This is a genomic window from Pantanalinema sp., assembly GCA_036704125.1.
GTDB lineage: Bacteria > Cyanobacteriota > Sericytochromatia > S15B-MN24 > UBA4093 > JAGIBK01.
Genome location: DATNQI010000096.1, coordinates 38,601 through 56,136 on the forward strand (window position 1 = coordinate 38,601; position 17,536 = coordinate 56,136).

17 protein-coding genes are annotated in these 17,536 nt (G+C 69.5%); 14 read left to right on the forward strand and 3 right to left on the reverse strand.

Going from position 1 to position 17,536, the window contains the following annotated elements:
• Positions 1–90: 90 nt before the first annotated feature.
• The 11 genes from V6D00_14950 to V6D00_15000 all read left to right on the forward strand — a co-directional run bounded on the left by V6D00_14950 (position 91) and on the right by V6D00_15000 (position 13,672).
• Positions 91–948, forward strand: a complete 858-nt coding sequence (locus V6D00_14950) for a hypothetical protein (protein ID HEY9900472.1) — start codon at positions 91–93, stop codon at positions 946–948.
• A 12-nt stretch (positions 949–960) separates the two neighbouring features.
• On the forward strand, positions 961–2,415 hold the full coding sequence (locus V6D00_14955) for a hypothetical protein (protein ID HEY9900473.1): 1,455 nt from the start codon (positions 961–963) through the stop codon (positions 2,413–2,415).
• On the forward strand, positions 2,412–3,569 hold the full coding sequence (locus tag V6D00_14960) for a hypothetical protein (GenBank protein ID HEY9900474.1): 1,158 nt from the start codon (positions 2,412–2,414) through the stop codon (positions 3,567–3,569). Before V6D00_14955 ends, V6D00_14960 begins: the two co-directional genes overlap by 4 nt.
• Before the next feature lie 14 nt (positions 3,570–3,583).
• Entirely contained in the window at positions 3,584–3,946 is a 363-nt protein-coding gene (locus V6D00_14965) for a hypothetical protein (GenBank protein ID HEY9900475.1), read from the forward strand.
• Complete coding sequence (locus tag V6D00_14970; protein HEY9900476.1) at positions 3,943–5,025, forward strand: hypothetical protein; 1,083 nt, start codon at positions 3,943–3,945, stop codon at positions 5,023–5,025. Before V6D00_14965 ends, V6D00_14970 begins: the two co-directional genes overlap by 4 nt.
• A gap of 132 nt (positions 5,026–5,157) precedes the next feature.
• Positions 5,158–6,009 (forward strand): hypothetical protein, encoded by an 852-nt coding sequence (locus V6D00_14975; GenBank protein ID HEY9900477.1) that lies wholly within the window; start codon positions 5,158–5,160, stop codon positions 6,007–6,009.
• A gap of 13 nt (positions 6,010–6,022) precedes the next feature.
• Positions 6,023–7,564: a hypothetical protein gene (locus V6D00_14980; protein ID HEY9900478.1), complete on the forward strand. Its 1,542-nt coding sequence runs from the start codon at positions 6,023–6,025 to the stop codon at positions 7,562–7,564.
• A 2-nt stretch (positions 7,565–7,566) separates the two neighbouring features.
• The gene (locus V6D00_14985; GenBank protein ID HEY9900479.1) at positions 7,567–8,280 is read left to right on the forward strand and encodes a hypothetical protein; all 714 of its coding nucleotides are present in this window, start codon (positions 7,567–7,569) and stop codon (positions 8,278–8,280) included.
• Between the two features lie 22 nt (positions 8,281–8,302).
• Entirely contained in the window at positions 8,303–9,424 is a 1,122-nt protein-coding gene (locus V6D00_14990) for a hypothetical protein (GenBank protein ID HEY9900480.1), read from the forward strand.
• A gap of 74 nt (positions 9,425–9,498) precedes the next feature.
• On the forward strand, positions 9,499–12,831 hold the full coding sequence (locus V6D00_14995; GenBank protein ID HEY9900481.1) for an adenylate/guanylate cyclase domain-containing protein: 3,333 nt from the start codon (positions 9,499–9,501) through the stop codon (positions 12,829–12,831).
• Between the two features lie 130 nt (positions 12,832–12,961).
• Positions 12,962–13,672: a response regulator transcription factor gene (locus tag V6D00_15000; protein ID HEY9900482.1), complete on the forward strand. Its 711-nt coding sequence runs from the start codon at positions 12,962–12,964 to the stop codon at positions 13,670–13,672.
• A 52-nt stretch (positions 13,673–13,724) separates the two neighbouring features.
• Here the strand turns inward: V6D00_15000 and V6D00_15005 are convergent, their stop codons facing one another.
• Positions 13,725–14,057 carry a methylated-DNA--[protein]-cysteine S-methyltransferase gene (locus V6D00_15005; protein ID HEY9900483.1) on the reverse strand — a complete coding sequence of 111 codons (333 nt, stop codon included), beginning with the start codon at positions 14,055–14,057 and terminating at the stop codon, positions 13,725–13,727.
• 154 nt (positions 14,058–14,211) lie between these two features.
• Here V6D00_15005 and V6D00_15010 point away from each other — a divergent pair, with 154 nt between their 5' ends.
• From V6D00_15010 to V6D00_15020, 3 genes are read left to right on the forward strand one after another with little or no spacing between them, the layout of a single operon-like run.
• Positions 14,212–14,697, forward strand: coding sequence for a periplasmic heavy metal sensor (locus tag V6D00_15010; protein ID HEY9900484.1), 486 nt, complete (start codon positions 14,212–14,214; stop codon positions 14,695–14,697).
• A gap of 12 nt (positions 14,698–14,709) precedes the next feature.
• The gene (locus tag V6D00_15015) at positions 14,710–15,291 is read left to right on the forward strand and encodes a sigma-70 family RNA polymerase sigma factor (protein ID HEY9900485.1); all 582 of its coding nucleotides are present in this window, start codon (positions 14,710–14,712) and stop codon (positions 15,289–15,291) included.
• Positions 15,288–15,734 (forward strand): hypothetical protein, encoded by a 447-nt coding sequence (locus V6D00_15020; GenBank protein ID HEY9900486.1) that lies wholly within the window; start codon positions 15,288–15,290, stop codon positions 15,732–15,734. The genes V6D00_15015 and V6D00_15020 overlap by 4 nt, the downstream gene beginning before the upstream one ends.
• Here the strand turns inward: V6D00_15020 and V6D00_15025 are convergent.
• Entirely contained in the window at positions 15,731–16,318 is a 588-nt protein-coding gene (locus V6D00_15025; protein ID HEY9900487.1) for a hypothetical protein, read from the reverse strand. The two genes, V6D00_15020 and V6D00_15025, sit on opposite strands and share 4 nt — an antisense overlap.
• Before the next feature lie 31 nt (positions 16,319–16,349).
• On the reverse strand, positions 16,350–17,411 hold the full coding sequence (locus tag V6D00_15030; protein ID HEY9900488.1) for a hypothetical protein: 1,062 nt from the start codon (positions 17,409–17,411) through the stop codon (positions 16,350–16,352).
• Between the last annotated feature and the right edge of the window lie 125 nt (positions 17,412–17,536).

Below are 17,536 nucleotides of genomic sequence, written 5' to 3' on the forward strand. Positions count from 1 at the left end.
TATTAATTCAGGATTTCAGGGTACGGTCGGTAAGCCCCTAATGAAGTTAGCCACCCGTCCGTCGCTTAGATTTTAAGGAGTGTCGTTCCCATGCGAACCGCCTTCGGTCGATCGTTGCCTCTCTGCGGCCTCGCCCTGTTGCTTCTCGTCGGCTGCACCAGTGGCGTCGCGAGCGCGCCCAAGACGCCCGCCGAGTTTCCGCTCTTCACGACGACCGATGGCTATGCCAGCCTCAACGTCTCGCTGGTCGACATGCGCCAGGCCATCCAGACCGTCACGGACCTCGAGGACGCGGACCGGGTCGAATTCACCTTGACCTCCGCCGCGAACCTGACGGCCCCCAAGAAGGCCACCGCGAGCATCGCCCTCCCGCTTCCTGGAGGCGCGACGAGCCAGCCGGTCTCCGGGCTCACCGCGTTCACCGGCCTGCGCCCGGGAAGCGACTACGTCCTTCGCGCCGACATTTACAAGACCTCCTATACCGCCAACAATCTTCGCGCCCAGGGAGTCTCGGACGTGATCACCCTTGCTGCCGGCGAAAACAAGACGGTGCCGGTCAAGATCAACGCGATCGGCAACGTCCAGTTGACCGCGAGCACCTTCGGCAACAAGTTCGACACGATGGAGGTGGTCTCGGGGGACACCGTCACCGTCAACACCCTCGTCAAGGCCAGCGAGAACCCGCTGTTGAAGTCGGTCGAGGTGTACTTCTTCGGCACCAACCTGAACGCGACCAAGCTCGGCTCGGTCGTGGTGCCCGTTCCCGCTGGAACCACGCCGACGACCCTGAGCTGGCAGGTTCCCGCCATCACGGGGAACTCGGACTCCGGCCTGCTCTATGTTCTCGGCTACGATGCGTCCAACAACGTGATCGCCCGCAAGTCCAGGGTGATGACGGTTTCCAAGGGGGCCTCGATCGGGAACTCGAGCCAGATTTCGCTCGATTAGGTCACTGTCCTGATGACGCGCCACTCACCTTCCAAATCGTTCGCGATCGCGGCCCTGGTCCTGGCATTGACCGCCTGCACGGTTCCCGGCCCGGTCGTCTCGCGGGGGCCTGGGTTCGATCTCATGGGGCCTCAGCGTGAGGTGTCCGCCGGGATCCGCGTCAGCTTACGATCGGCGGGCAGAGGGGTTCAGACGCTTCCGACGGCCTGGGCCACGGCGAGCTTCGTCCTCTCGAACCCGGCGACGCTGGTGTCCGACCGCTACCAGGATCTCGCCCGGGCAAGCTTCGACGTGGCCGGCGGGTCGGCCGATTCGTCGGCGGCTCTCTTCCCCAACACGCGCCCGGGCACCGGTTACGCGCTCCATGCGAGCACCTACGTCGATTCAGCCGATGGGCCCCTGCGCAACGCGCTGGGCTATCAAGCGGGGCTCGAGCTGCGCGCCAACGACGCGACCCAGGCCCATATCCAGCTGGCGACCATTTTCCCCTGGACCTCGCACGTCCTGGCGAACGCGGGAGGCTCGGAGGCCGACGACACCGTGCCCTCGGACCGGGGGGATGGCGGCCTTCCCGGCGACGCCAAGTTCAAGCGACCGATGGGGATCGCCTTTGCTCCCGACGGCACGCTGTACGTGGCGGATGCCGGCGCTTCGCGCATCCGGACGATCACCCCGGCGCGCGACCGCGTCGATTCGCTGATCTACGTTCCGGGGGCCGGTCTTCGCGCGCTCGCGTTCGCGCCAGGCCTGGACAGCGGCGCGGATGTCCTGTTCTTCACCGACACCGACAACGATCGGGTGTGCATGGTGAGGAACCTCGGAACCACGAACGACGTCACCGCCTTGCCTGACCTGGGCGCAGAGCCCAGCGGCATGTGCTACGACCCCGTTCGCAAGCAACTGTACGTTTCGCTGAACAACGACACCCTCTCCTTCATCAGCGTCGCCAACCTGGCTTTGCCGGTCGCGACCACCGTGAGCGTCACGACCGGCAGCGTGGGGCTGAGCAACCCTCAGGGGCTCGCGCTCAGCGCCGACGGCAGCCTGCTTTACGTCGCCGATACGGGGCGCCATCGCATCCTGGCGCTGGACGTCGCCACAAAGCAGGCGACCGTTCTCGCCGGCACCGGATCCGAGGGCGACCTCGCCAAGGCCTCGGAGGGGGACGGCGGTCTTGCGTCCGGCGCGACCTTCAAGCGCCCCGTCGATCTGGCTTACGACGCGTTCGACGGCGGCCACCTCTACGTGATGGACACCGGGGCGAAGGTGGTCCGGGTCGTCACCCTGCGCAACAAGCTCATCGCCACGGCGTGGGGGGATGGGGGCGCCCTCGACGTCGTGACATCGCGGGCCGCGCAGCTCACCTCCCTGCTCGACCCCGCTGGGATGGGCCTCATGGTGGACGCCTCCTCGGCCTCGCTCTACGTTTCCGATCGCGCGCGCATCCGGAGCACCACCACGCCATGAAGCACCCTGGACGCCTCGCTTTGATCCTCGGCCTCGCGCTGGGCGCCTTTCCCCATGGCGCCCTGGCCGCGCCGCCGCAGGCGATCACCCTGGTGCGAGAGATCCGCTACGAGCCGAGCGAGAGCGCGATCTACTTGCCGTTCGAGGGCCCACGGGCGCCCATGACCTCCATCTCCCACGCGGGCAAGAGCGTGGTGCTTGACATCCCCCGGGCGGACTTCCCCTTCGCCGAGCTCTACGCCCAGATCGAGAACTCGCCTCTGCTCAGCGCCTTCGTGGCCGCCTTCGATCCCGAGATCCAGGGCCTGCACCTGGTCATCGAGGGGCGCGTGCCGCTGCTCGCCGAGCCCGATCCCGCCTACCGCGGCGTGGGGATCAAGCTTTTGATCGCCCCTCGCGACCCCAGGCGCGCGGGCGCCATGCGCCCCACCGCGACGGTGCTGCAGCGAGTCACGGTGGTGCCGCGCGGCGGAGGTCATGCGCGCCCCTTCGCGCCTGCCGCCAAGGCCGGTCCGGCATGGGAGTTCCCGGCCCCGAGCCTGGGCTACGCCGGTGGTCCGACCTCCGAGCGCTACACCCCTCAGGCCCTCATCGGCGGCGCCGATTGGGCCAACCGCTTCAGCCTGAGCTGGGAGCCCGGCATGGGCGACTACGGCGTCCCCCTGCGCCTCGGCTACGGCGGCTACCGTTACGACGACCCGGACTACGCCGGGGTGACGCACCGGCGCAGCGAGACGAGCGTGGCGGCGGCGCTCTCCCGCCGCTACGCCATGGGCCCCCTCCAAGGCAGCACCGGCTTCGGCTACCGGGCGACGTTCACCCGCTCGGACAGCAGCCAGGCGGTCGCCAGCCCGACCCTCTTCTTCGCCGGCTCGCAGCTCTTCCATGGCCCGCTCCTTCGCCAGTCCCTCCGGGGCCAGGTCGTCGGGCCCCTCGGGGTCGGCCTGGATCTGGAATGGGTGCCGTACGCCTTCGCCCACATCGACGACGGCACGCGCATGCCCTGGCTGACGGCATTTCGCGTCGAGCCGAGGCTGAGCCTCTGGCCGGATCAGCGGGTGACCCTCGGCTACTTCTACGAACGCACCATGGGGGATCCCTTCCACCGCGAATCCAGCGGCGTGACGCTCGGCATGAGCTTCTCGGGCTTCTGAACAGGAGAATCGCGATGCCCCTCATGATTGCGGCCCTGACCACCACCCTGGCGCTCTCCGGCGCGGCTCCGGGCTTCGAGGCCGCCCCGGTGCCCCAGGTCCGGCAAGAGGCCGCCCCCGATTGGACCCACTACGTGCCGGTCGGCGCCTCGTTCGTCGTGCCCGGCACCGGCCAGGTCTTGCAGGGCGACCTGCTCAAGGGGCTCTCGCACCTCGGCTTCGCCGCCGTTTGCCTGGGGCTGACCCAGCTGGGCTCGGGCTCTTCGGACCAGGCCCTGCGCGTGGCGGGCGGGGTCGGCCTCGTGGGCATCGGCCTCTGGAGCCCGTGGGACGCCTTCACCAAGGCCGCCGGCTCCCGGCCGGAGGATGCGCGATGAGCCGCCTCGCCCTCCGGCTGGGCCTCTTGCTCGGGGTTCTCGCGCCTCTGGCCGGCTGCAGCGTGTACGGGCTCGCCTCCTCCATGGGCTTCGGCGCGACCGAGGGCCGCTCGACCAGCGAGATCGCCACCGATCGCATCAGCGTCCTCTCGGGCCACGTCCAGGTGCCCGCCGCCCTCGGCGGCACGAAGGCGCTCGCAGAAATGAGCCCCCTGACGGTGGTCTCACCCCTGCTCGCCGTGGCGCCGCTCGCCGGGGTCCACCTCTACGCCCCGAGCTCCATCCGCTCGGTCCAGGCGACCAGCTTCGGCCCCGAGGGGGTGCGCGAGGCGCTGGTCGAGTTCGTCGACCTCGAGACGGGGGAGGTTGCAGCCACGGCCACGACGGGGCAGGACGGCCTCTACGCGACGCGCCTGGTCTTCAAGGGGACGCGCCATTCCTACATGGCGCAGACGATCCTGCGCAACGCTCGCGGCCAGGTGGTGGGCTTCCTCGCAGCCCCGGTGGGCGTGGACGTCTCGCTGCCGGTGGGCAAGCGCCCTTCCCTGGATCTCAGCGCGGGCTCGACGCTCGTCGCGCTCTCGACCACGCTGCTCAGCGACGCCTACCCGACCTTCGACATGACCAAGGGGTATGCGGGGATCAAGAGCGGGCGCCTCGCCGCAATGGTCGGGACCATCCCCCCCCATCGCCTGCAGGGGGCGGCGAGCCTGCTCGACCAGAGCCGCACCCTGAACGCCGACTCCTTCGACAAGCTTTTGAGCGACGCCGCCACCGCCTCGGCGGTCATGACCTACGAGGTCCGCAAGCTGGCCCAGCAGGCGACGGGCGCCGCGAGCATCACCGAGGAGGCCCCCGGGGTCAACGCGGCGATCCTGGGGCAGCTCGTCGATCGCCTGGCGAGCCTCACCACGCCCCCTTCCGCGGACAGCACCCAGGGGTTTTTCGAGGCAGTCGGCAAGCAAGTGGATCTGGGCCAGGCCCGCACCGACGGGGATCAGATCAAGACCGCCCTGCCCTCGCTGCCGCCCTTGCCCTCGCCGACCCCGGCCAAGGGGGTCGAGGTGGTTTTCGAGTAGGCCAAAGGTGCCCGATGCCTCAAGCGCAGCGTGAGAAACATCACGCTGCGCTTGGATTATCCACTGCCAGGCAAGGGTATTGAAGGGATGGGTGTCCCCACGTTTTCTCGTTTTCGAGCAGGAGAATTCCGCATGGCCTTCCAACCCACTCGCCACGCTCTGGCTGTCATGGCCGCTGCCACGCTGACGCTGGTGGGCTGTATCGCCCCTGCGGCCGGGCCCGAGCAGCAGCAATCAGGCGCGAGCGTCCCCAAGGTCAAGCTCTTCACCAACGCGAGCGGCCTCGGCTCGCTGACCATGCGCGTGGTCGACATGCGCCGGGGGTTCGCGACGCAGGGGGTCGCGGACGCCGATCCCTGGGACCAGCTGGTGCTGAGGGTCAACTCGGCGCGGCTCAAGGCGCCGCGCACCGATACGGTCCTGCGCGCAGGGGTCCCGGCGAACAACGTCTTCACGTCCCCCGTGCTCACGGGCCTGCCGCCTTCTGCGGACTACTCGCTGCTTGTCAGCCTCACGGCGACCGGCGACGCCATCGTCGGCCAGGGGGCCTCGGACAGCATCAGGCTCGAGGCCGGGCGGGACGCGACCGTCTCGATCTACATCAACACCGTGGGTCAGATCTGGTTCGACAGCCCCGTCTACTACGCCTCCTCCAGCTCGGCGACCGCCTCGTTCGGCTTCCCGCAGCTGATGGCTGGAGAGCCGATCGACGTGCTCACCGCTTTCCAGCTGCCTTCCCCCTTCGCCAAGTTCTACACCGAGTTCCGGGACCTGGGCGGAGCGCTGCTGAACGCCACCTTCTCCACGCCGGTGACGGCAGCGGCGAGCCAGACCGTCACGGTGCCGGCCCTCGCGCCGGCCGATCTCGAAGGGGTGCGCGAGGTCTCGCTGGTCGGGCTGGATGCGTCCAATCGCGTCGTGAGCCGCCGGACGCGCAGGGTCCTGGTGCAGCGGGGCGCCCACATCGACGTGAACCTCCAGTAGGCCGAGTCACGCCATGCGCGCCCTTAGGCGATCGATGATCGTGGCGCTGGCCGTCACCGGGTGCGCCCCGGCGACGGTGAGTCCCGCTGCTCGCGCCCCGCAAGCGATCGCTCCGGGACTCGGCCTCTACCAGGCGAGGATCGACCTGGCCCTTGAGCTCGAGCGCCGCGTCCAGGCCCTGCCGGCGCCGGCCGCGTGGGACACGGTGGTGGTGACGGTGAGCTCGCAGCACCTCAAGGCGCCGCTGGTCTCGTCGCCGCTCTCCACCAGCGCGGCGTCGCTCTCGGTCGGCTTCAGCGTCCCGGTCGGCTCGGCCTCGATCGAGGCCGCCCTCTTCCACGGGGGGGCGTCGGGATCCTTGATCGCCTCGGGCAGCACCGCCATCGCCCTGGTGGCTGGGCCGAACGTGGCGACCCTCTCGGTCCAGCCGACGGGCGGGACCCTGGGCACCCTGGTGGGGAGCGGCGGCACCGGCTTCAGCCCGAACGGCACCTCGGCCGCAAGCGCGCTGCTGAACCAGCCCACGGGCGTGGTGATGGACGCGTCGGGGAGCGTCCTCTTCGTCGAGAGGGCCAACCACAGCGTCCGCATGGTCCCCAAGGTGCCAGGCACGTACTTCGGTGTCGCCATGGACGCGGGCCGGGTCTACACGGTGGCGGGCGACGGATCCCCCGGCAACAGCGGCGACGGCGGGCCGGCCACTGCCGCCAGGCTCCAGTATCCCACCGGGCTCGCCCTCGATCCCCTCGGGAGCCTCTACATCGCCGACACCACCAACAACAAGATCCGGCGGGTCAATCCGTCGGGGACCATCACCACGTTCGCCGGCAACGGCGTGGCCGGCCCCTGCACCGACGGCTATCCCGCGACCAGTGCCCAGCTGAGTGGCCCCTCGGGGGTCGCGGTGGACGCGAGCGGCAACCTGTACATCGCCGATAGCGGCAACCATCTGGTCTGCATGGTGCCGGTGGCCGCGGGCTCCTACTTCGGCAAGTCCATGGCCGCCAACTCGCTGTACAAGATCGCCGGCACGGGCATCGGGGGCTTCGATGGGGACGGGATGCCGGGGACGTCGACCAGGCTCGCCTATCCAACCGCGGTGGCCCTGAATTCCTGGGGGGACCTGGTCGTGGCTGATACCATGAATCACCGCGTGCGGCTGCTCCCGGCCGTCGCCGGGAACCGCTACGGGCAAGGCCTTGCCGCTGATGCCATGGCGACCATCGCCGGCACCGGGACCGCCGGCTTCAACGCCGACTTCATCGCCGGGATGTCGGCCCAGCTCGCCAATCCCAGCGCTGTTGCGATCGACTCGGCCGGCAACGTGCTCATCGCCGACTCGAGCAACCATCGGATCCGCAAGCTGGGCTACGACGGCCAGATCTCGACGCTGGCGGGCGGTTCCGGCTCGGGCTTCGAGAATGGCCTGGCGACGGTGAGCGGGAAATTCTCCTTCCCGTGGGGGATCGCCCTGACCCCCTTTCAGGAGGTCGTCATCGCCGACCGAGACAACCACCAGCTGCGGCTCTTGCGCCCCTGGCCCGGGGGGATCTAGCCATGCGCCAAGACGCAGCGACCCTTCTTCTCGCCTCGGGCCTCGCGCTCCAGGCGACCGCTCCCGCGCTGGCGAGCGACGAGGGCATGCGCTTCGGCCTCTCCCGGGGGCCGGCCTCCGAGACCTACGCGCCCGAAGCCCTCTCGCTTCGCATCTCCTCCTTCGAGCGCTACCACCTCGGCTGGCGCTGGCAGCCGGCCATGGACACACGGGTGCTACTCACCCTCTCGCGCGGCGGCTATTCGATCGCCGATCCTGACTTCCCCGGCACCATCCACCAGCGCACCGAGACCGAAGGGTTGGTAGGGGGGATGCTGGCCTACGAGATGCTCGGCGGCGCGCTCGGCCTCGGGGTGGGGTACGCCGCGCGCCTGGTGGAGGTCATGAGCGGCGCCAAGGCGCCCGGCACCGATCCCGCCTTCCTCTTCGCCCCCTGGCAGGTCTTCCACGGGGTGGCCTTCCTCGCGGACTACCGGCGTCCTTTGTTCGGTCCCTTCGGCCTGGCCCTCGACGCGGCGGCAATGCCTCACGGCTTCGCCCAGCTCGGGGACAGCCGCCTGGCGTTGCCCTCGTTCTGGAGCGTGAGCCTGAACCCGCGCATCACCTTCTGGGGCGATCGCGCGGCCATCGGTTACCGCTACGAGCGGACCTACAGCGCCGTCTACGGCCGCGAGGCGGGGGTCATCACCGCCTCGTTCGCCCTGAGCGGGTTCTAGGGCGATGGGGGAGGGACGTGGCATGCGGCGCGCGGTCCAAAGAGGCGTCATCGTCCTGACGATGCTCCCCCTGGCGGGCTGCAGCCTGTACGGGCTCGGGGTGGCCCTCGGCAACGCGCAAGGCTTCGGTCCTGGCTCGGAGCCCGATTATCGCGCGTTCAGCCTGGACGGCGCCGTCAGGCTGCCGCCGAGCCTGACCACGGTGGCCCCCCTGACCACGGTCGCGCCCCTGACCACCGTGGCCCCCTTGACGACGGTGGCCCCCTTGACCACCGTGGCTCCCTTGGCCACGGCGCCGTACCGGATCCAGCTGATCGGCCTTCGGATCCAGGCCCTGCAAGCCGAGTGGACCGCGGACGGAGCGGTGCGCAACGCGACCATCCAGGTGGTGGACCCCCTCACCGGGGAAGTCAAGGCCACGGCGCTGACGGATGCGCAGGGCCGCTACTCGCTGCGGATGGTCGTCCAGGGGGCGCGCCATCCCTTCATCATCCAGACGATCCTGCGCAACCCGCAGGGCGTGGCGGGCTTCCTCGCGGCCCCGCTCGGGGCGACCATCGCCTCGGTCAAGGACAAGCGCCAGGTGGTGGACGTGACGCCGGGATCCACCCTCGTGACCTTCGCCTCCACCCTCATGACCGAGGCCTATCCCGACTTCCAGGTCGAGAAGGGCTTCGAGGGCATCAAGAGCCAGCGCCTGGCGACCCTGACCCAGGGCGTCTCGCCGACGAGCCTGGGAAAGGCGGTGGCGGTGCTGAACCAGAGCAGCGCCCTGAGCGAGAGCTCCCGCTTCGAGACCCTGCTCGGCGAGACCGCGACCGCCTCGGCGGTGCTGACGAGCCACGTCAAGGCCCTCACCCAGAAGGCGGCGAGCGCGAACCTCGACCAGATCGACACCGGGACGGCCCTGAGCCTCCAGACGGCCGTCATCGGCCAGCTGGTCGAGAAGATCGGCGCCTTCGTCCCGGATGCGGGCAACCCGTCGCAGACCCTCTTCGAGGCGGTCGCCGACCAGGTCGACCTGGGCCAGGTCCTCAAGGAGGCCGAGCAGGTCCGCCAGCAGGCCGCGCCGCAGCCGCTGCCGACGCTGCCCCCCGAGCCCTCCCCCCTTCCGAACCCCGGCGTGGGCATCGTCCTTCAGTGAGGCCGGCAGGCGGGAAGTTGGCCGTTGCTCATCGCGCGCGCTATACTTGAAGGCCCGACGAGACGAGGTTCCTCTTGCACTGCCACGCCTGCCGATACGAGCTTCCCACCCATGCCCTCTTCTGCGCGCAGTGCGGTGTTCGCCAGCTGATAGACGCCGAGAGCGCCGCCGAGGCTGCGGGTGATCGCCGCGTGGTCACGGTGCTGTTCGCGGACGTCTCGGGCTTCACCGCCATGAGCGAGAAGCTCGACCCCGAGCAGGTCACGGCCATCGTGAACCGGTTCTTCGCGGTGCTCACCGAGCCGATCTATCGCTTCGGCGGGGTGGTGGACAAGTACATCGGGGACGCGATCATGGCCCTCTTCGGGGCCCCCATCGCCCACGAGGACGATCCCGAGCGGGCGGTGCGCGCCGCCTTCGACATGCAGCTCGCCGCCGCCGCCTTCGCCGAGGAGCTGCAGGCCCAGACCGGCATCACCCTCAAGGTGCGCATCGGGATCCACACGGGCCTGGTCGTCACGGGTGCGGTCGGCGGCGCTCAGAAGCGCGATTACACCGTCATGGGCGACACCGTGAACCTTGCCCAGCAGATGGAGGGCGCCGCGCGCCCGGGCAAGGTCCTCGTCACCCACGAGACCTACCGGCACGCCACGCAGGCCATGGACTTCGCCCCCCTCGAGCCGATCCGGGTCAAGGGCAAGGTCGATCCGGTCCTCGTCTACGAGCTGGTCGGCCCCAAGGCCGAGCCCGCTGCGCGGATCGAGCCCGTGGCCATGGTGGGGCGAGAGGCCGAGCTTGCGATCCTCGAGCGGGCCTTCGCCGAGGCCGCAGCCGCCGAGCCTGGCGTGGTCCTGCTATCGGGCGAGGCCGGCATCGGCAAGTCCCTGCTCTCGAGCGCCCTGGTCTTCGGCCTGGATCCCTCGCGCGAGGTGGATGCCCAGCGGGTACGCGCCATCTCCTACGAGCAGGCGACGCCCTACGCCCTGTTGAGCGACTTCATCCTTCGCTGGCTCGGCGTCAAGAAGCAGGAGACGCCGGACGGGATCCGCTCGCGCCTGCGGCAGCGCGTCGAGGCCCTCGAGCCCTTGCCCGGCGAGGACCGGAAGCGCACGATCCTGGCCGTCTCCTATTTGCTCGGCATCGGTTCGGAGAGCGCCGAGTTCGCTCAGCTCACCCCGCAGCAGCGCCGCACCATGGCTTTTCGGGCCTTCAACGGCCTGCTGCTCGGCCATGCGCGCGAGCGGCCCATGCTCCTCAACTTCGAGGACCTGCACTGGGCGGACGAGGCCTCGATCGAGTGGATCCAGTCCCTGTTCGACGCCCTGGCGACCCGCGAGTTCCAGCAGAGCCGGGTCCTCGTGCTGTGCCAGGCCCGGCCGGTCGAGGGCAGCCCGCTGACGCGGTGGCGCGTCCCGATCGCGCAAACGACCCTCGTCCTGCGCCCCCTGAACCAGACCGAGAGCTGGGCCCTGGTGGCGCTCCAGCTGGGCCTGCCGCAGGAGCCGGACGCATGGCCCGAGGAGCTTCGCAAGCTCGGCGAGCAGGTGCTCTCGCGGGGCGAGGGGAATCCCCTCTTCTTGCGAGAGCTCGTGCGCTCGCTCGAGGAGGCGGGCGTGCTCGAGCGCGACGCGACGGGCGCCTGGCAAGTCGTCAAGACCGCCGCGAGCCAGCTGCCCAGCACGGTGAGCGGCGTCATCCGTTCGCGCCTCGATCGGCTCGGTCCCTCGCTGCGCTCGGTGCTTCAGCTGGCTTCGGTCGTCGGGCGAAACTTCGAGCCCGGCCTGATCGCGACCGTCTCCGAGCAGCCCGAGGTCGCCGACCCGCTCGATGCGCTGGTGAGCGCCGAGTTCCTGCATCGCAGGTCGTCCGGCGAGTGGCAATTCTACCAGGCCCTCATCCACGAGACGGTCTACAACTCGCTTTTGCTCGCGACGCGCCGGGACCTGCACCGCAAGGTGGGCCAGGCGCTAGAGCAGCAGCTCGGCGATCGCTGCGAGCAGAGCCCCGAGGTGCTCGCGCGCCACTTCCTGCTCGGCGAGGTGCCCTCCAAGGCGCTCTACTACCTCTTTCGATCCGGCGAGAAGGCGCTGCGCGGTTTCTCGAACCAGGAAGCCCTTCACTGCTTCGAGGAGTGCCTTGCCCTCATGGACCGCGGGACGGACCTAAGCGCGACGCCCTCGCGCGCCGAGGTCCTGCTCGCCCTCTCGGAGCTGCTTTCGACCACCGGCCAGTACGCGCAGGCGATCGCGCACCTGAAAACGGTGCTCGCCGAGCAGGATCAGCCGCACGAGCGTGCCGAGACCATGCGCCGCCTGGGGGGGATCTACAACCTGCAGGGCCAGTACGGCGAGGCGATGGCCTACTACGAGCAAGGCCTCTCGGACCTCCTGGCATGCGAGGCGCCCCTCGTGCGGGCGCGCATCCTCCTGGACCAGGCCCTCAGCCTGTTTCGCCAGGGCCGCTACCAGGAGGTCGTCGCGCTCTGCCAGCTAAGCCTCGCGGCCCTGAACGACGACGCGCATCCCAAGGAGACGGCGATGGCCATGAGCATCCTCGGGATCGTCTGCTACCGGCAGAACCAGCTGAGCGCGGCCGAGGCGTATCACATGCAGGCCGCGGAGCTGCGCGAGCGGATCCAGGACGTGTTCGGCGTGGCCTCGAGCCTCAACAACCTGGGCGCCCTCTACCTGGAGCTCGGGGACTGGGCGCGCTGCGCCGAGAACTACGAGCGGAGCCTGCGCCTGTACGAGCAGATCGGCGATGTGAGCCGACAGATCATCCAGATGAACAACCTGGGAGATCTGCTGCGCAACCGGGGCGATCTCGCCCAGGCCCTGGACTTCCATCGGCAGGCCCTGGACCGGAGCCGGGAGATCCAGGATTCGTTCGGGGCCGGGGTGGCCGCGGTCGGCATGGGGCTCGTGCTGGTGGCGGGCGATCGCGCCGAGGAGGCCATCGAGCGACTCCAGGAAGGCATCGGGATCATGCGCGGCATCAATGCGGTCGAGGTCCTGCCCGAGGCCCTGGCGGCGCTCGCCAAGGCCTACCATCTCGGCGCGCGCGATCCCGAGGCCCGCGAGGCACTGCGGCAAGCCCTCGCCCAGGCGCAAGACAACAAGAGCGACGCCCAGGTCGGGCTGACCCAGACGGCCGCGGCCCTGATTCACGCCGAGCGCGATGAGCTCGTCGAGGCCCGGCAGGCGATCCGAGAGGCGCTAACGGCCCTCGGCGAGGCCGGCGCGCCCATCGAGCTTGCCCGCGCCACCGCGGTCGAGGCTCGGATCCTGGCGGCGATGGGCGATCGCGCCGCGGCGGATCGCAAGCGCGAGGAAGCCGCCGCCGTCTTCGATCGGCTCGGGGCGAAGCTCGACCAGCAGGCGCTCGAGCTTCATTTCCGCTTAACATAACCGCAAGAGGCCGCCACCGCGATCCGGGTATGAAGGACTCGCTAAGGCAGGCAATCCATTTGAAGCCGCTGCCTCAGGGTATATACGATCCAAGCGAAAATCGCTCGCCTGCCCGAAGGAGGACCTCTTCATGGCGAAAATCTTGGTTGCAGACGACGATCCCAACATCCGTCTGCTTCTCCAGAAGCAGCTCGAGTACGAAGGTTACAGCGTCATGACCGTGGCGAGCGGCAAGGCCGCCATCGACACGGCCCGGCGCGAGTTGCCCGACCTGTTGATCCTCGATCTGATGATGCCCGACGTCGATGGCCTGGAGGTCTGTCGGACCATCCGGCCGGAGATGGTCACCCCGATCATCATGCTCACGGCCAAGGGAACCGACACCGACAAGGTGGTGGGCCTCGCGGTGGGCGCGGACGAGTACATGACCAAGCCCTTCAGCCTGATCGAGCTGACGGCGCGCGTCAAGGCGAACCTGCGCCGGGTGGATCGCCTCAAGCGCAGCATGGTGGACTCGCCCAACCGGATGGCGGTCGACGGCCTGATCATCGACACGGACCAGCACGTCGTCTCGATCCACGACGAGCCCATCGAGCTCCCCTTCAAGGAGTACTCCCTCTTGCACCTCCTGGTGAGCAACCTGGGCAAGGCGATCAGCCGCGACTCCATCCTGTACCGGGTCTGGGGGGACGACTTCTTCGGGGACGACCGCGTGGTGGACGTGCACATCTGCCGGTTGCGCGAGAAGCTGGAGCGCTTCGAGAGCTGTCCGGTCCAGATCAAGACGGTGCGCGGGGTCGGTTACCGCTGCGTGAAGGTCAAGGAGGCCGTGAAGGCCTAGCGAGTGCCAGTTTCGCGACGCGAAGGGCCGGGGGAATCCCCGGCCCTTCGCGTCATGCCGGCGGGCCTTCCCAGCGCAGGCGCCGGAGGTCCAGGCGCCCCTCGGCGTCGAAGCCAAGCCCCTCCTGCTCGAGCAGGGCGCGCTGGCGGTCGCCCGGCAGCGTCCCGATCCCCCGGGGGCTGACCCGGCCTTGCTGGTTGACGACCCGCTGCCAGGGGATGCGCGTGTCGCTCGGCAGGTGAGCGAGCGCGTAGCCGACGGCGCGCGCGGCCCTGGGGGCCCCGAGCAGGTGGGCGATCTGGCCGTAGGTGGCCACCTGTCCGCTGGGTATCTGAGAGACGAGGGCGTAGACCCGCTCGAAGAAGCGGTGAGAGACGTCGGTCATGGCTGGCTCCTGGGGGCGCTCGACTTGACAGCCCGTGCGGCGATCCCTATCCTGCCCCTCATGGGTGAAACTTTTCAAGCCCGCCTCCCGTAGTCAGGATAGAGCGATGAAGCGCGGGCTCGGCAGCGAGCCCGTCCTGACAAGGAGAATGACCATGAAAGCCCGAATCCTTCCTGCCCTGTTCGCCTTGACCCTGGGCCTTGCGACCCTGGGCGCCCCCGCAGCGTTCGCCGGTCCCGACGGCCCGCGAGGCCACGGCGACGTGCAGCGCATGGTCGAGCGACGGATGGACCGCATGTTCCGGCACCTGGAGGTGACCCCCGAGCAGCGCACCAAGCTCGAGGAGATCCACCGCAAGCAGACCGAGTTCGCCAAGGCCCAGCGCCAGGTACTCAAGTCCAAGGAGAAGGAGCTGAGCACCCTGCTCAAGAGCCCTTCGGCCACCAGGGACCAGGCCCTCGCCAAGAACCGCGAGATCGACGGCATCAAGCAGAAGCTGAGCGAGTCGCGCATCCAGTCCTGGTTCGACTCGCGCGCGGTGCTGACCCCCGAGCAGCTCAAGAAGATGGAGGCCTTCGACTTCGGCGCCCGCGAGGGCAAGGGCTTCCGTCGCGACCGCGACGACAAGGGCCAGCGCTAGGTGATAGGCTCCGTGCCGCACCCCCCGTTCGGCGTGCGAAAGCCCGTCGATCGCCGCGAGGCGCAGTGGGTCCGCAAGGGGGCCAAAGGCGATCGCGCCGCGCAGGGCGCCATCGTCCGGGCCTACCAGGACCGCGTCTACGGGCTGCTGCTGCGCCTGTCGGGCGATCGCGAGCTTTCGCTCGACCTCTCGCAGGAGACCTTCCTCAGGGCCTTCTCGGCCCTGGGGGGCTTCCGCGAGGGGGCGAGTCTCGGGCCGTGGCTCATGAAGATAGCGAACAACCTCTTCGTCGACCACGTGCGGTCTCGCCGGAGCGAGTCGCTGGATGCGGCGATCGAGGACGGGGAGTGGCACGAGCCTGGCGCCGAGGACCCCGCGTTCGCGCGCGTCGCCGACGAGACGGACCTGCTCGCCGCCCTCGCCCAGCTGCCGGTGCAGTGGCGGCAAGCCGTCGTGCTGCGCCACCTGGACGACATGCCATACGATGCGATCGCCGAGGCGCTGGGCGTGCCCGTCGGCACGGCGAAGACCTGGCTATTCAGGGGACGCGAGCGTTTGCGCGCGTTGCTCGAGCAAAGAGGAATCACCCCATGACCTGTACCACCGCTCACCAGCTGATCCAGGAAGGACTCGACGCTCATAGCGGGCCCGGTGCCGCCCTGGAGAGCCATCTCTCGTCCTGCGCCGATTGCCGCGCCTATCGCGCCGGCATCGAGCGCGTCGTCGGCCGGCTGGCCGGCGATCGCTTGAGCGCGAGTGCTCCCGGCGAGCTGATGGAGCGGCTGGGCTTTTCGGAGGAGGGCAGGGTCAGCAAGCTTGCGACTTTCGCGTCGCCCAGACGGCCCATGCGGCGCTGGCTCCCGCTCGGGATCGCCGCGGCGGGCATGCTGCTCTACTTCAACGGCATCAAGCAGGCCTCGGCCCCCGTCGCGACCGATTCCGCCGTCGTGGCCTCGTCGGAGATGGGGGAGCTGGACACGGTCCTGACCTACTTCGGCGCCGAGACCGTGCCCGATTCGGACCAGCTGCCGCTTTAGACCTCGAAGGCGCCGCCCCGGATCCGCGGGGCCTGGTTGTTTTCCGCCAGGTACGACAGATGCGCTTCGATGGTCGTGAGGGTGGGGGCCACGCGCTTGTAGGCCATCAGGCCCTTGCGCGTCATCCGCGTCACCGTCGTTTGCTCGTCGGGCGGCAGCTCGGGCCCCGCCTGGATCGTGAAGCTCTTTCGGACGTCGCGCGGGATGTCCTCGGGGTCGTAGGTGGGCAGAAAGAGGTCTCCCTCGCCCGCCGGCGGCACCAGGTACGTGTACTGGGCGGTGATCTTGTCGATCAGCCAGCCTTGCTGGACCAGGATCTGGCGCTCCTCGTTCGCGACCTTGAGGGTCTCGTGGACCCAGCCCTCGATGGCCCTCACCGAGATGCGGCCCTGCTTGGACCACCATTCCTTCTCGCAGCGCGCGCAAGGCCCCGTCGCGGTGACCATGTGCGCCCCCTGGGCGCACATGAAGCCGTGACGGGTGGTCTTGAAGGTCACGCCGCGCGAGTCGACGAAGATGGAGTCTTCGCGAACCAGGGGGGTGCCGGTGACGGGGGACTGGATGCAGCAGCTCAAAAAGTTCATGGTCAGCCCATCTTAGCACACGGGGCCCCCTCTAACGCGGCATGGACGTGAGACCCTGCGCGCGCATGCCCACCAGAACCGTCTGGCCGTCCAGGATCGTGAGGCTCGAGACGGGAGCTGCGAAGCCCGAGTGGCAGGGCATGGGGGTGAAGGTCTTGAGATCCATCATGGTGATGGCGTTGCCGCTGCTCGCGTATAGCCAGCTTTCGTCGGCACCGAGGGCCTCGATGGGCGCGTCGGCCATCTTGCCGAGCGCATGGGTGCTCCGGCCGTCATCGGCGCTGGCGAGCACCCACCCGTCCGCGGTGCCCACGTAGAGCACGCCGCGGTGGCTCGCGATCGCCGTGGCCCCCTGGGTGTCCGGCACCAGCGCGGGCGAGGCCCCGTCGAGAGGCCAGCGCCAGACGCGCTCGCCGAGCGTGTAGCAGGCCTCATTCCCCAGGGCGAGGTCCGCGATCACCCGCGCCGGGGCCTCGGCGCTCGCTAGGGGCGCGGCCTTCCCGCCACCTGCCGGCAGCTTGAAGAGCCCGTCGCGAGCGCTGGCGACGTAGAGCTTGCCTCGGGCGAGCCCGAGGCCCGTGACCTCGGAGGGGACCTGCCCCAGGCGCGCGGCGCCGCCGTGGGACGGGTCGAGCCCGTGCAGGCTGCCGTCATTCCCGCCCAGGTACAGCCGCTGGCCGTCGCCCGTCATCCGCGTGAGCCCGGTGACCCCGCCGGTCTCGACCGTTTTCCAGGGGCCGCCTTCGAGCGGGACCGCGCATAGCTTGCCTGAAGCGGCGTAGAGGGTGGCGCCGATCATGGCGAGCTCGCGCACGCGCAGGTCGCCGGCCCAGGTCCTGGGGTGGCCCATGACCGGCGTGACGGGCGCGGCCTTCCGCTGGCCGTTCCAGGCCGGGCGCGCGAGGGCGGGAAAGCGCATCGCCGGCGGATCGACGGTCGTGGCGGGCCCCGATCGCTCTGCGTCCGAAGGCGCCGTTTCGGCGCCTTCGGACGGGGGCGCCGGCAGTGCCCGTGGGGGCTCGCTGGGAAGCGAGCAGCCCGCGAAGGCGAGGGTCAGGGCGATCGCCCCCGTGAGGCGGTTGGAAATGGGCAAGCAGGCCTCCCTTTGCGCCGCTGAGCCTCGGCGCGGCCCATGCTATCGAGCAAGACGCCATTCGCCCTCGGTCGAACGTGCAGGGATTTCCTGGCCATCAAGTGGGCAAGCGCCGGCTCGCGGCG